The organism is Aeromonas rivipollensis (assembly GCF_037811135.1).
Lineage (GTDB): Bacteria > Pseudomonadota > Gammaproteobacteria > Enterobacterales > Aeromonadaceae > Aeromonas > Aeromonas rivipollensis.
The window spans coordinates 617,163-630,305 of the sequence record NZ_CP149130.1 but is presented as its reverse complement, the minus strand read 5'-3'; the positions used below and the strand labels follow the sequence as shown (position 1 = coordinate 630,305).

General features: G+C 65.3%; 12 protein-coding genes. 5 read left to right on the top strand and 7 right to left on the bottom strand.

Features of this window, described 5'->3' with window-relative positions:
- Window positions 1-34: 34 nt before the first annotated feature.
- Both WIR04_RS03005 and metB read right to left on the bottom strand, forming a co-directional pair.
- Window positions 35-2,503 (bottom strand): bifunctional aspartate kinase/homoserine dehydrogenase II, encoded by a 2,469-nt coding sequence (locus WIR04_RS03005; protein WP_338890356.1) that lies wholly within the window; start codon window positions 2,501-2,503, stop codon window positions 35-37.
- A complete protein-coding gene (metB, locus tag WIR04_RS03000; RefSeq protein WP_025328324.1) occupies window positions 2,503-3,681 on the bottom strand; it encodes a cystathionine gamma-synthase in 1,179 nt (392 codons plus the stop codon). The genes WIR04_RS03005 and metB overlap by 1 nt, the downstream gene beginning before the upstream one ends.
- 294 nt (window positions 3,682-3,975) lie before the next feature.
- On the opposite strand from metB, the gene metJ reads away from it, so the two are divergent.
- The 3 genes from metJ (at window position 3,976) to WIR04_RS02985 (ending at window position 5,504) form a co-directional block, all read left to right on the top strand.
- Entirely contained in the window at window positions 3,976-4,299 is a 324-nt protein-coding gene (gene metJ, locus WIR04_RS02995) for a met regulon transcriptional regulator MetJ (protein WP_005327165.1), read from the top strand.
- A 35-nt stretch (window positions 4,300-4,334) separates the two neighbouring features.
- Window positions 4,335-5,081 carry an AraC family transcriptional regulator gene (locus tag WIR04_RS02990; protein WP_338892438.1) on the top strand — a complete coding sequence of 249 codons (747 nt, stop codon included), beginning with the start codon at window positions 4,335-4,337 and terminating at the stop codon, window positions 5,079-5,081.
- 84 nt (window positions 5,082-5,165) lie between these two features.
- Entirely contained in the window at window positions 5,166-5,504 is a 339-nt protein-coding gene (locus tag WIR04_RS02985; protein ID WP_005327160.1) for a tRNA-binding protein, read from the top strand.
- A gap of 72 nt (window positions 5,505-5,576) precedes the next feature.
- On the opposite strand, the gene WIR04_RS02980 is transcribed toward WIR04_RS02985, so the two are convergent.
- The 3 genes from WIR04_RS02980 to nudE form a co-directional block, all read right to left on the bottom strand.
- On the bottom strand, window positions 5,577-6,845 hold the full coding sequence (locus WIR04_RS02980; protein WP_307766241.1) for an aromatic amino acid transport family protein: 1,269 nt from the start codon (window positions 6,843-6,845) through the stop codon (window positions 5,577-5,579).
- A 412-nt stretch (window positions 6,846-7,257) separates the two neighbouring features.
- Window positions 7,258-8,070: a 3'(2'),5'-bisphosphate nucleotidase CysQ gene (cysQ, locus tag WIR04_RS02975; protein WP_338890351.1), complete on the bottom strand. Its 813-nt coding sequence runs from the start codon at window positions 8,068-8,070 to the stop codon at window positions 7,258-7,260.
- 41 nt (window positions 8,071-8,111) lie between these two features.
- The gene (gene nudE / locus WIR04_RS02970) at window positions 8,112-8,720 is read right to left on the bottom strand and encodes an ADP compounds hydrolase NudE (protein ID WP_338890349.1); all 609 of its coding nucleotides are present in this window, start codon (window positions 8,718-8,720) and stop codon (window positions 8,112-8,114) included.
- A 146-nt stretch (window positions 8,721-8,866) separates the two neighbouring features.
- Here nudE and yrfG point away from each other — a divergent pair, with 146 nt between their 5' ends.
- The gene (yrfG, locus tag WIR04_RS02965; RefSeq protein ID WP_338890347.1) at window positions 8,867-9,535 is read left to right on the top strand and encodes a GMP/IMP nucleotidase; all 669 of its coding nucleotides are present in this window, start codon (window positions 8,867-8,869) and stop codon (window positions 9,533-9,535) included.
- A 121-nt stretch (window positions 9,536-9,656) separates the two neighbouring features.
- Here the strand turns inward: yrfG and WIR04_RS02960 are convergent, their stop codons facing one another.
- The gene (locus tag WIR04_RS02960; protein WP_338890345.1) at window positions 9,657-10,763 is read right to left on the bottom strand and encodes an NADH:flavin oxidoreductase; all 1,107 of its coding nucleotides are present in this window, start codon (window positions 10,761-10,763) and stop codon (window positions 9,657-9,659) included.
- A gap of 117 nt (window positions 10,764-10,880) precedes the next feature.
- On the opposite strand from WIR04_RS02960, the gene WIR04_RS02955 reads away from it, so the two are divergent.
- The gene (locus tag WIR04_RS02955; protein WP_338890343.1) at window positions 10,881-11,786 is read left to right on the top strand and encodes a LysR family transcriptional regulator; all 906 of its coding nucleotides are present in this window, start codon (window positions 10,881-10,883) and stop codon (window positions 11,784-11,786) included.
- Here WIR04_RS02955 and tyrS read toward each other — a convergent pair.
- Window positions 11,781-13,046, bottom strand: coding sequence for a tyrosine--tRNA ligase (gene tyrS, locus WIR04_RS02950; protein ID WP_338890341.1), 1,266 nt, complete (start codon window positions 13,044-13,046; stop codon window positions 11,781-11,783). The genes WIR04_RS02955 and tyrS overlap by 6 nt on opposite strands.
- Between the last annotated feature and the right edge of the window lie 97 nt (window positions 13,047-13,143).

The following is a 13,143-nucleotide window of genomic DNA, read 5'->3' as shown; positions in this document are numbered from 1 at the left end:
GGGGCGCCTCTTCTTTGTGTCATCCACCAGGCTCTTAGAGGCTGGCGCAGATCTGCCACAGATCGTACTGAATGGCGGCGGCCGTCACTTCCCGGCCCGCCCCCGGCCCCTGAATGACCAGGGGGTTGGTGCGATAGCTGTCGCTCTCGATGGCGAACACGTTGTCACAGGGCAGCAAGTTGGCGAACGGGTGGTGGGGCTCCAGGGTCTCCAGTCCGACCCGCGCCTTGCCGTCGTGCTCGAAGCGGGCGACGTAGCGCAGCACCTTGCCGACCCGGCGGGCCCCCTCGAAGGCGGTCTGGATGGGATCATCCAGATCTTTCAGCCTGTCCATGAACTGATCCGTGCTCACCTTGCGCAGGGAGACGGGCACCAGGTTCTCCAGCTCGATGTCGGCGGAGTCGAGCTCGAAGCCCGCCTCCCGCGCCAGAATGAGCAGCTTCCTGCGCACGTCCTGGCCGGAGAGATCCTCGCGGGGATCCGGCTCGGTCAGGCCGTGCTGCCAGGCCTCGTCCACCAGCTCGGAGAAGGGGCGCGTGCCGTCATATTGCTGGAACAGCCAGGAGAGGGTGCCGGAGAAGATGCCGGAGACCCCCTGGATGTGGTCGCCACTCTGGCGCAGCATCTGGATGCTGGACTGGATGGGCAGCCCGGCCCCCACTGTGGCGTTGTAACGCCACTGCACCTGATGATCGCGGCAGCTCTGCTTGATGCGCTGGTAGAACTCGCTGTCGGCGGCACCGGCAAACTTGTTGGCGGCGATGATGTGGCAGCCGAGCTGGGCGAAGTCCGGGTAGTAGCGGCTCACCGTCTCGCTGGCGGTCATGTCCAGCGCTATCAGGGCATCGAAACCGTGCTGCTCCAGCTGGGAGAGCAGTTCCGGCCAGATCAGCGGCCTGGGATTGAAGTTGTCACGCACCTTGAGGGGATCCAGCCCCTCCTCGTCCAGCAGACCCCCTTCCGAGCTGAACACCCCGTAGAGGGTGAGCGCCAGATTGAGCTCGTGCTCGAGCCGCGCCTTCTCGCGGGCGTAAAGCGCCAGCCAGTGACCGCCGATATTGCCCTTGCCGAACACCACCAGACCGACCCGGGTCGGGCGGCTGAACAGGGCGCTGTGCAGGGCGATGAGCAGGGGCTCCAGCACCACCTGGCGCACCACGGCCACCAGACTCAGGCCGTCTCTGGCCACCTGCACGAACTCCAGCGGCTGATCCGCCAGCAGCTGATAGAAGCGGTGACACTGCTCGGCGTTGTCGGTCACGCCAGCCCCCACCAGGGCCACCAGACTGAATCCCTCTTTCTGGATGAGACCGGTGAAGCTGCCCTGCAGCTGGAAGTCGCGCAGTATCTCGAAGGCCCCTTCCGCCACTTCCAGGGTGTAGGCCAGGCGCAGCACCCGCCGATCCGGCTGACGCTGCAGGGTGAGCGGGTTGAGGCGATGACGGGTAAGATGGGCCTCGATGGCGGCCACCGTCTGCTCATAACCTGTCTGGGGCAGCACCTTGAGTTCGATGAGGGCTATCTGATCCACCGAGGAGACGATGCGCGCCCCGCCGGAGCGCGGTGCCCGGCGCAGTATGTGGGTGCAGCCCTCGTCCGGGTTGTAGCTGCAGCGCAGGGTGAGGCGCTGGCGGCTGTCGGCCACGGGTTGCAAAGTACGGGAATGGAGCACGGAGGAGCCGAGGCGGGCCAGCTCGTTGGCCTCCGCCAGACTCAGGCGCTCCAGCAGGCGCGCCTCCTTCACCCGGCGCGGATCCGCGCTGTAGACACCGGCCACGTCGCTCCAGATGGTGGTGGACTCCCCGTCCGCCAGGGCGGCCAAGAGGCTGGCGCTGTAGTCGGAGCCGTTGCGGCCGAGCAGCAAAGATCTTCCTTCCATGTCGGCGGCGATGAAGCCGGTCACCACTATGCGGCCGGGGTGCTCCGCCAGACGCGCCTTAAGCAGCTCGCCGGAGATGGCGGCATCCACCTTGACCAGGGCGCCATCCTCGGCGCGCAGGAAGCTGCGGGCGTCGAGCCAGATGGCCTTGTCGCCACGGCTGCTGAGCAGGGCGGCCAGCAGGCGTGCCGACCACACCTCGCCAAAGGCCAGCAGGCCGTTGCGCTCGAAGCGATCAAACTGCCCTTCCAGGGTCTTGGCGATCTGCTGCATGTCGTCGGTCAGCTGCTTGCTCAAGTCGAGCAGCAACTCCCCCTCCAGCAGGCCGTCGATCAGACTCTGCTGGTAGGCGTGCAGGGCAGTGATGGCTTCGCCCGCGGCCTCGTCACCCGCCTCGGCCAGCTCCACCAGCTGGATCAGCCGGTTGGTGGTCTTGCCGGCGGCGGAGACCACCACCAGCTCTCTGCCCCCGCCCTGCTGCTCGGCCTGCTGTTCGAGAATGCTGGCGACCCGGCGATAGCAGACAGGATCCGCCAGACTGCTGCCGCCAAACTTGTGCACATGACGCCGCTTCAAGGCTCTCTCTGCCGTCACCGCACTCTCTCCTTGTTGTTGCTGTTCCATTACTTCACCTGTTCTGCCTGTTGTGCCAACTGCGCCTGTTCAAAGCCTTGAGCCAGATCGGCCACCAGGTCTTCACCGTGTTCTATGCCCACAGAGAGGCGCAGCAACTGGGCGCTGATGCCCGCCGCCTGCTGCGCCGCCGGAGTCATGGCCCTGTGGGTCATGCTGGCCGGATGGGCCACCAGACTCTCCACCCCGCCGAGGGACTCCGCCACCGAGAACAGCCGCAGCGCCGCGAGGAAGGCGCGCAGCCCCGTCTCGTTGCAATCGAGTTCAAAACTTAGCATGGCGCCGAAGCCGGACTGTTGACGGCGCGCAATCTCGTGGCCCGGGTGGCTTGGCAGGCTGGGGTGATAGATTTTTTTGACCAGCGGCTGCTGTTGCAGGAAGGCCAGGATCCTGTCCGTGTTCTCCTGATGGGCACGCAGGCGCGGCGCCAGGGTGCGCAGGCCACGCAGGGTGAGGTAGGAATCGAAGGCGCCGGAGGTGAGCCCCAGACAGTTGGCCCACCACACCAGGGAGTCGGCCAGCGTCTGCTCCTTGGCGATCGCTACCCCGCCCACCACGTCGGAGTGGCCGTTGATGTACTTGGTGGTGGAGTGCACCACCACATCGGCGCCGAGGGCCAGCGGCTGTTGCAGCAGCGGGGAGAGGAAGGTGTTGTCCACCACCACCTTGGCACCCACCTCATGGGAGGCGGCGGCGATGGCGGCCACGTCCACCACCCGCAGCAGCGGGTTGGAGGGGGTCTCCACCCACACCAGGGCCGGTTGCTGCGCCAGGGCCTCGGCGAGCGCGGCTTCATCCCCCTGATCGACGAACTGGACCCTGTAGTGGCCCTTGGCCGCCAGATACTCGAACAGGCGCCAGGTACCGCCGTAGCAGTCGTGGGGGGCGATCAGCAGATCCCCCGCCTTGAGCAGGGCCGTGGTCACCAGATGGACGGCTCCCATGCCGGTGCCGGTCACCACGGCGCCGGCGCCCCCTTCCAGGGCCGCCAGCGCGTCCGCCAGATTGGTGCGGGTCGGGTTGCCGGAGCGGGCATAATCGTATTGACGGGGCTCGCCAAAGTCGGCAAAGGTGTAGTTGCTGGAGAGGTAGATGGGGGGCACAACGGCACCGTGCTGTGTGTCTGTCTCAATCCCGGTGCGTACCGCCAGGGTGGCCTTATGACTCATGATGCTCTCCTTGGCGCTGTGACTGTGCAGTTGATCTGTCTCTATGTCCGATACAACGTACCGCCAGGGTGGCCTTGTGGGTCATTTCCGCTCTCCTTGAAGTGTCTCTGGACGATGGCCGCTGTGCCTCTGCCACGGCTATCCTGCCATTGCTGGCCTATGGTGAACCACCTTACGCCACCTCAAAAAAGCCGTCAACACTTCTAGACGTCTAAATGGCTTTGCTGTTGGATTGCCATTGAATTCCTTAAGGGTTAAAATCCGCGCTCACGGCCAAACGAGAACAGGTGGAACATGGGTACAGAGTGGAACGGCGACTACGTCAGCCCCTATGCGGAGCACGGCAAGAAGAGCGAACAGGTCAAGAAGATTACCGTCTCGATCCCGCTCAAGGTGCTGAAGGTGTTGACCGATGAGCGCACCCGTCGCCAGGTGAACAACCTGCGTCATGCGACCAACAGCGAGCTGCTCTGTGAGGCCTTCCTGCACGCATTCACCGGTCAACCGCTGCCCTGTGACGACGATCTGCGCAAGGATCATCCGGACAGCGTCCCCGCCGAGGCGCGCGCCATCATGGAGGCGCTGGGCAAAGAGATCGAAGATTTCGACGCCGAGTAATACGGTGGCCCATGGCACATAATCCCCCCTCTTCGATGACGCGGCCCGGTGCCGCGTCATCCCTATCCGCCCCCTGCCCGTTCAGCCTGCGCCACTACCAGAGCGACATCAGCAGCCACAGCCACGACTTCGCCCAGCTGGTGATCCCCCTGGACGGCCCCCTCGAGATCGAGGTGCAGGGCCAGGGGCGCCGCCTCGCCCCTGGCTTTGCCTGCGTCATAGCCCCGGGTGAACGTCACGACTACGCCGCCGACCCGGCGCTCTCCTTCCTGGTGCAGGAGAGCCACTGGCTGCCCGCGCCCCTCGGCGAGCGCCCCTTCATCCCGCTGGACGAGCCCCAGCGCCACTACCTCGCCTTCCTGCATCAGATGGTGCGCCAGGGTCGTCATGTGGCCGGCATGGAGCAGATCTGGCTGAGCCTCCTGGCCCAGGGTCAGGGCATGGGCCCAACCCTGGCTCCGCGCATGACAAGAGTGCAGCGCCACATCGAGGCCCACCTCGCCGAGCCCCTTGGCAACGGGCGGCTCGCCGCTGTTGCCTGCCTCGGCCAGAGCCAGTTCAAGCACGCCTTTCGCCAGCAGTTCGGCATGAGCGCCTCCCACTACATCCGCGGGCGGCGCATGGCGCTGGCACGCACCCTGCTGGCCCACAGTGCCCTGCCCATCGGCGAGGTGGCCAGCCGCTGCGGCTATCAGGATCAGGGGGCCTTCGCCGAGCGCTTCCTGACCGAGACGGGGCTGACCCCGTCGCGCTGGCGCCAGCAAAACGGCCCGCAGCCATAACAGTCCGGCCCCTTGCCGAAGACAGGGGCTGTCGTTTCGAGGCATGCTGGGGCCAATGCAAGGTGTGTGAAAGGAGGAGCCAAGATGCAGACCATAAGCTGGCAGCAGTTCGAGATGGTGGAGCTGAGAGTGGGCACCCTGGTGCGGGTCGAGCCCTTCCCCGAGGCGCGCAAACCCGCCTACAAGGTATGGGCGGATTTCGGCCCTGAGCTCGGGGTACGCAAGAGCAGCGCCCAGATCACGGATCTCTATCAGCCGGAGGATCTGGTGGGGCGTCAGATAGTGGCGGTGGTGAACTTCCCGGCCAAGCAGATAGGCCCCATACAGTCGGAGTTTCTGCTGACCGGCTTCTACCGGGCCGATGGCGCCGTGGTGATGGCCATCCCGGAGCAGGCGGTGGAGAACGGCGCCAAGCTGGGCTGAGGCCCTGTACCCCATGAAAAAAGAAGAGGCGACCCAAGGGTCGCCTCTTCTTTTTTGGCCGCAGCGCCGCTGTTACTTCAGCAGGCTGAAGACCAGGGCCGAGACCGAGAGCGAGCCGGTCAGCAGGATAAAGCCGTTCACCCAGCCCTGGCGGAAGCGGGCCAGCGCCTCCACCTTGTAGATGGCCACCACCGGCATGATGAAGAGGATCATGGCGATGACGGGGCCGGAGAGGGTCTCCATCAGGCCGAGGATGCCGGGGTTGATCACAGCCGCTCCCCAGATGGCGAAGAACATCAGGGCGATGCCGAGCTTGTCCGCCTTGGCCAGCGGCAGGCCGGTGGGCTTGGCGATCAGGCTCTTGAGGCTCTCGCGGGCCCCGAGGAAGTGGCCGAGGAAGGAGGAGCTGATGGCGATGAAGGCGATGAGCGGCCCCAGCGTCACTATCACGGGGTTGTCGGTGATGTTGGCAAGATAGGAGAGCACCGAGACGTTCTGGGCCTTGGCCTCGGCCAGCTGGGCTGGCGAGAGGCTCAGCACGCAGGAGAAGACGAAGAAGAGCACGAAGCCCACCAGCATCACTGTGGTGTTGCGCAGGATCAGGCCGCTCTTGGCCTCCGCCTGCTCGCCATATTCACGGCGCTGCACGTTGGCAAAGCCGGAGATGGCAGCGGCGTGGCTGAAGGCGAACACCGTCACCGGCAGCGCCAGCCAGACGGTGTTGAGGAAGCTGGTCCCCTCGAAGGCGGTCGCCTCCGGCCAGTGCCACTGGGGGATCAAATAGCAGGAGAGCGCCGCCAGAATGGCCGCCAGGGGGTAGACCATGAAGGCAAAGGCCCGCAGCATCGCCTTCTCCCCCGCCATCATCACGGCGATCATGGCGAACACCAGCAGGCCGGAGAGCATCACCCGGTTCGGGGCATCCATGCCGAGCTGGTTGATCATGAAGCTCTCCACCGTATTGGTCAGCCCGACGCCGTAGATGAGCAGGATAGGGAAGATGGAGAGGAAGTAGAGCGCCGAGATGAGGCGACCGGCCATCTTGCCGAAGTGCTCCTCCGCTACCTCGGTGAAGTCGGCGTGGGGGCGGGAGGAAGAAAGCACGAAGCGCGCCAGCCCGCGATGGGCCAGGAAGGTCATGGGGCCGGCCAGCACTGCGACTATGACGAGGGGCCAGATGCCCCCCAGACCCAGGTTGATGGGCAGGAAGAGGATGCCAGCGCCAACGGCGGTGCCAAACAGGCTGATGACCCAGTGGGTATCGTGACGACGCCAGCCGGTGCTGGCAGTGGTGGAGTGGGAACCGGATAACTCCCGGGAGACCTCTGCAGATGAACTCATTGATAAACCACTTATATATAGTATTAAAATCTAAGAATATTGTGCTCCTTTAGCATTTAATTCTCAAAAATGGAGGTTGGCAGATCTCACTGGCAAAGCTCGGTTCAGCCAGTGAGATTGGGCGTGATTCCCAGCCCACCCTGTTCTTATAAACCTTTAAACAGGCAATTTATCGAAATATAAAACCAAAATATAACTATTGGTCGATTTTTTATTTCGACCGATGCGGGTTTTTTAGAATTACCTGAAAATAGATGCCAGCACTTTGGGTTTGGCTGTGATGATCCACTACAGCAATCCATTAAAGTAGCGAATACCCCTGAATATGCCGCGAAAAGCCAGCGGATCACACCAAGCAATCAGGCGACCACGAGGCCGCCTGATTGGATGATTCGGCTGCATTTCAACCGGCTCAGTGAGTCAGGATCTTGCCCCAGTCGAGATCCGGGTCCCCCATCACTATGAAGTCAGGGTTCTCCAGCGACTCCGTTTCGTTGTAGCTGAGCGGCTGCAACGCCAGGCTGAGGATACGCCCTCCCGCCGCCTCGACGATGCACTGGGCGGCGGCGGTGTCCCACTCGCCGGTGGGGCCGAGCCGCACGTAGCAGTCTGCCGCCCCTTCCGCCACCAAGCAGGACTTGAGGGAGCTGGAGCCGAGCGGGATCAGCTCGTAGTTGATGGCCGGGTTGAGGCGGCGGGTCAGGTTCTCCAGTTTCTGGCGGCGGCTGATGGCCACCACCAGGGAGTCGGGCTGATCGTGCTCGTGGTGCATGGCGCTGATGGGATGCACCTCGCCGTTCACCTCCTTGAAGGCGCCGTGGCCGCGCACCGCCCAGTAGAGCACGTCGGCCTCGGGGGCATAGATGACGCCGAGCACGGGGACATTGTCCTGCACCAGGGCGATCAGGGTGGCGAAGTCACCGCTGCCGGCGATGAACTCGCCGGTGCCGTCCAGGGGATCCACCAGCCAGTATTGCCGCCAGTTGGCACGCTGGCTGAAGGGCACATCGGCCGCCTCTTCGGTCAGCACGGGCACATGGGGGGTGAGCGCCGACAGCGCCTGCTTGAGGTAGGCATCGGCAGCAAGATCGGCACTGGTGACCGGGGTCGCATCCTCCTTCAGCTGACGCTCGAACTGACCGCCGTGATAGATTTCGTGAAGGATACGCCCCGCTTCGCGGGCTATCTCCTTGACCCCAGGTATCCAGGCCAACAACTCCTGCATCTTGTTATCCTCTGTTTTTATTACCTTTGCCCAGGCTTGGGCTAGCCTTCCTGCTCCGCCAGCCATTTGCTGGCCAGCAGCAGGGCACTGATGCTGCGCGACTCTGTGAAGTCGGGTCGCGCCAGCAATTCGTCGATGCGATTGAGGGGCCAGGGGATCACCTCGAGGGGCTCGGGCTCATCGCCGATCCGCTGCTCCGGGTAGAGATCCCGCGCCAGCAGTATGTCCATCCGGCTGGAAAAATAGCCGGGGGCCAGGGAGACCTGCTTGAGGGGAACGAGGTCACGGGCCCCGAAGCCCGCCTCCTCCATCAGCTCCCGGTTACCCGCCTCGAAGGCGTCTTCGCCGGGATCGATCAGCCCCTTGGGGAAGCCCAGCTCGTAGGAGTGAGTGCCTGCCGCGTATTCGCGCACCAGCAGCAGGGTGTGGGCGTCGAACAGAGGCACCACCATGACGGCGCCTCTGTTGCCGCCGCGCATCCGCTCGTAGACCCGCTCCTCCCCGTTGCTGAATTTCAGATGCAGGGATTCCACCTTGAACAGCCGACTCTCGGCCACCAGCTCGGCCTTGATGATCTCCGGCTTGCGCTTGTCATGGGCCATGGCCTCGACGCGGATATGTTCGGGTTTGCACTTGTGGGGGTCACTCATCGGGGCTGACTGCTCGTTAAAAAAGAGTGCTTCAAGAGTAAACGACTCCCCAAGGGAACACCACGGGGCAAGGGCCGGAAAGGTGCCTGAAAAATCCGTTATAATGCGCCCCGTTTTCCCCACCCCGTCCGACACAAAGAGGCCCCATGCCCACCCCACTGCCCTGGCACCAGATAGACACAGTTCTGCTCGACATGGATGGCACCCTGATCGACCTTCATTTTGACAGCCACCTCTGGCAGCAGCTGGTGCCCGAACGCTACGCCGCGCGCCTCGGCCTGCCGCTGGCCGACGCCAAGGCGCAGATCGAGGCCCGCTATCAGGCCGTCAGCGGCACCCTCGACTGGTACTGCGTCGATTACTGGAGCCAGACGCTCGAGCTCGACATCCGCGCCCTCAAGCAGGAGATCCTGGAGAAGATCCAGTGGCGGCCCAACGTCATCCCCTTCCTGGCCGCCCTGCGGGCTGCGGGCAAGCAGCTGGTGCTCTTTACCAACGCCCATCCCGCCAGCCTGTCGGTGAAGGATGCGCGCCTCGGCCTTGCCGGGCATCTGGATCTCATGGTGAGCACCCATGAGCTGGGCTGGTCGAAGGAGAGCCAGCACTGCTGGCAGGCGCTGGCCGCTCGGCTGGCATTCGATCCGGCCCGCACCCTGTTCATCGATGACAGCGAGCGGATCCTGGCCGCCTCGGCCGAATTTGGCATCGCCCACCAGCTCGGCATCCGCCACCCCGACAGCCAGATGCCGCCACTCACCTTCCAGCACTTCCCGGCGCTCGACGACTACGCGGACCTGCTGCCCCTCGGTGCATGACACGCTCAAGGCCCTCTTCACGAGGGCCTTGTCGCATCATGCAAAGGCCGGGGAGACCGCGATGAGAAAGAAGGTCGGGATAAACATCAGCTGCAGGGTCCACTCGCTCATGAGGACTCCCTCAGGCCGCATCCCGCGGGGCCAGTACCCCCATGCCAGCCAAGTAGTCGAGGGCGCTCGCGGTGAAGCCGACCTCCGTGAGGCGCGCCGCCGTGAAGGGGGCCGCATGCAGGGGCTGGCCGCGACTCACTCGCTCCATCCAGTCCGGGTTGCCGAGGGCCGCCGTGCCCACCGCCACTAGATCGGCGCCGCCGCACAGCGCCCGACCGGCCGAGGCGCCGTCGTGGATCTTGCCCGCCACCATGAGCGGCACCCGCCCCCCCAGCCCGACCCTTACCGCCTCCAGCAGGGCGCCCCCCTCGGGATCCCCTGCCACCACCTTGAAGCTGTCCCCCATGGAGAAGTGCAGATAGTCGATCCCCTCGTCTGCCAGCAGGCGCGCCACCGCCAGCTGGTGGGGCAGCGCTATGCCCTGGATATGGGCATAGCTCTCGGGGGAGAGGCGCACCCCGACCAGAAAGTCGCGAGGCAGGCGGGCACGGATGCCGCGCACTATCTCCACCAGGATCCGCGCCCGGTTGGCCAGGCTGCCACCCCAGCGGTCGGTGCGCCGGTTGTGCAGGGGGTTGAGGAAGTTGCAGAGCAGGAAGTTGTGGGCCCCGTGCAGCTCGACCCCGTGCAGACCGGCGGCCTGGGCCCGCTCGGCGGCGCGCACGAAGGCCTCGATCAGCGTCAGTATCCCCTCCTCCGTCAGCCCCTTGACCCCGAGGGGATAGCGCCCGCCCGGCGCCAGCTCGCACGGGCCGACCGGCGCCCCGTCGTTCAGTTCGGGCAGGGCCCGCAGCCCGCCGTGATGCAGTTGTACCACCGCCAGCGCCCCCGCCTGCCGCGCACTCTCGGCCAGGGCCGTGAAGGCCTGCTGCTGGGCGTCTGTCATCAGGGCCGGCTGACCGGCCCAGCAGCGCCCGCCTGGCTGCACCTGGGTGGCGGCGGCGATGAGCAGGCCGAAGCCGCCGCGGGCGCAACGCGCCAGCCAGTCGAGTTCGGCCTGGGCAGGATCTCCCCCGGCGCCGCTCATGTTGTGGGTCAATGGGGCCAGCACGGCCCGGTTCTTGAGCCGCAGACCGGCCCGCTCGAAGTGGAAGCTGTCGCCAAGTGCCTTGTTCATCGCCCTCTCCCGGGATCGCAATGGAATGGCCGCCACTATAAACCTGGACAATCAGGATATAATCTGGCAAACAAGCAAGACATTCATTCCTGACAAGACATAATCAGCGGAGCTTTCATGAGCCACCACAAGCTCGACACCCTCTATCTGATGCGCCTGCTGGTCGCCATCGTCCGCTGTGGCTCCTTCGCCGCGGCGGCGGCCTTGCTCGGCATCACCCCGAGCAAGGCCTCCAAGGATCTGCGCCACCTGGAGCAGAGCCTCGGCAGCACGCTCTTGAGCCGCACCACCCGCCGGATTCAGCTGACCGACGCGGGGGAGCTTGCCTACCGCCAGGCCGACCAGATGATCGCCCTGCACGAGCAGTTGCTGGACGGGCTGCAACGCCGCCGCTCGGCCCTGTGCGGGGAGCTGCGCATCACGGCGCCGGATCTCTGGGGCGAGGTGGTGCTGACCCCGGTGCTGCTGCGCTTTCGTGCCGACCACCCGGAGGTGCGTCTCATCGCCGACTTCAGCAACCGCAGCGCCGACCTGCTGCGCGACAACCTGCACGTGGCCTTTCGCAGCACAGAGCTTGGCAGCCAGCCCTACCTGGCGCGCCCCATCGCGGTGGACGATCTGGTGCTGTGCGCCAGCACTTCCTACCTGGAGGCCCAGCCGCCCCTGGCCACCCCGCAGGATCTGCACCAGCACAGCCTCATCACCCGCAGTCAGGAGTACAGCCGCCACGAACGCTGGATCCTGCTGAACCAGGGGCGTGAAATCCCCGTTGAGGTAGCGGGCGAGCTGGCGTTCAGCAGCAAGAGGGCGATCCACGAGGCGATGCGCCAGGGGCTGGGGATCACACTCCTGCCCCGCTATCTGGTGGCGGCCGAGCTGGCCGAGGGAAGGGTACGCGAGGTGCTGCCCGCCTACCGTCCCAAGGGGGCCCACTTCTACGCCCTCTACACCCAGCGCAGGGCCGAGTCGGCCCTGGTCGGCCACTTCCTCGACTATGTCATCGAGGCGCTCACCACCTCATGAGCAGATCACCAGGTGATACTGCTTCTTGCCCCGGCGCAGCAGCAGGTAGCGGCCGAACAAGCGGTCGGCCGCCGTCAGTTGCTCTTCCCGGCGGATCTCGCCGTTGAGGCTGATGGCGCCCGCCCCCAGCAGCTCGCGGGCGATACGCCTGGAGTTCGCCAGACCGCTCTCCACCAGCAGGGTCACCAGATCCGTTTGCTCCTCAACACGGCAGCTCGGCATGCCATCCTGGGCCAGCTGGGCGAGATCGCTCTCCCCAAGGCGGGCTACGTCGCCACTGAACAGCAGTTCGCCGATGCGCCGCGCCGCCGCCAGCGCCCCCTTGCCGTGCACCAGTTCCGTCAGCTCGTCCGCCAGCACCTGCTGGGCCAGCTTGCGCCCCTGCCGCCGGGCATCTTCCGCCTCCAGCGCGGCGATCTCGGAGAGCGGCATAAAACTGTAGTAGCGCAGGAAGCGGTAGACATCCTCGTCCGCGGTGCCGAGCCAGAACTGATGGAAGGCGTAGGGCGAGGTGAGCGCCGGATCCAGCCAGATGGCGCCCCCCTCGGTCTTGCCGAACTTGGTGCCATCGGCCTTGGTGATGAGGGGCAGGGTCATGCCATGAACCTGGGTCTGGTGGAGGCGACGAGTGAGATCCATGCCGCTGGTGATATTGCCCCACTGATCGTTGCCACCGATCTGCAGGGTGCAGCCGAGGCGCTGGTTGAGCACCGCGAAGTCCTGGGATTGCAGCAGGGCGTAGGAGAACTCGGTGAACGAGATGCCCTGATCCGGGCGGGCCAGCCGCTGGCGCACCGATTCGCGGGCCAGCATGGCGTTGACCGAGAAGTGCTTGCCGATGTCCCGCAGAAAATCGAGGGCGGACATCTGCCCCATCCAGTCGGCGTTGTTGACCAGCACAGGGGCCGCCAGCCCCTCGCTCGCGGGCAGCAGCGCCCGGATCTGGGCCGACAGGCTGGCCACCCAGCCCTGCACCCTGTCGGCGCTGTTGAGGCTGCGCTCGGTCGCCTTGAAGCTGGGATCGCCTATGAGGCCGGTGGCTCCGCCCACCAGGGCCACAGGGGTGTGGCCCGCCAGCTGGAAGCGGCGCAGCATCAGGAGTGGCACCAGGTGGCCTATGTGCAGGCTGCCGGCGGTGGGATCGAAGCCGCAGTAGAGGGTACGCGCCGTGGCGAGGTGGGCGGCCAGGGCCGCCGGGTCGGACATCTGGGCCACCAGGCCACGCTCGGTCAGGTCGGTGAGCAAATGGGGGTCGATCATGGGGTCTCCAACAGCAGGGGAAAGTTGCCATACTCGCCCCTATGACTGGTGGCGGATATGTCCCCCAGGGGACAGTTTTACCACTCTCGTGCTAGCA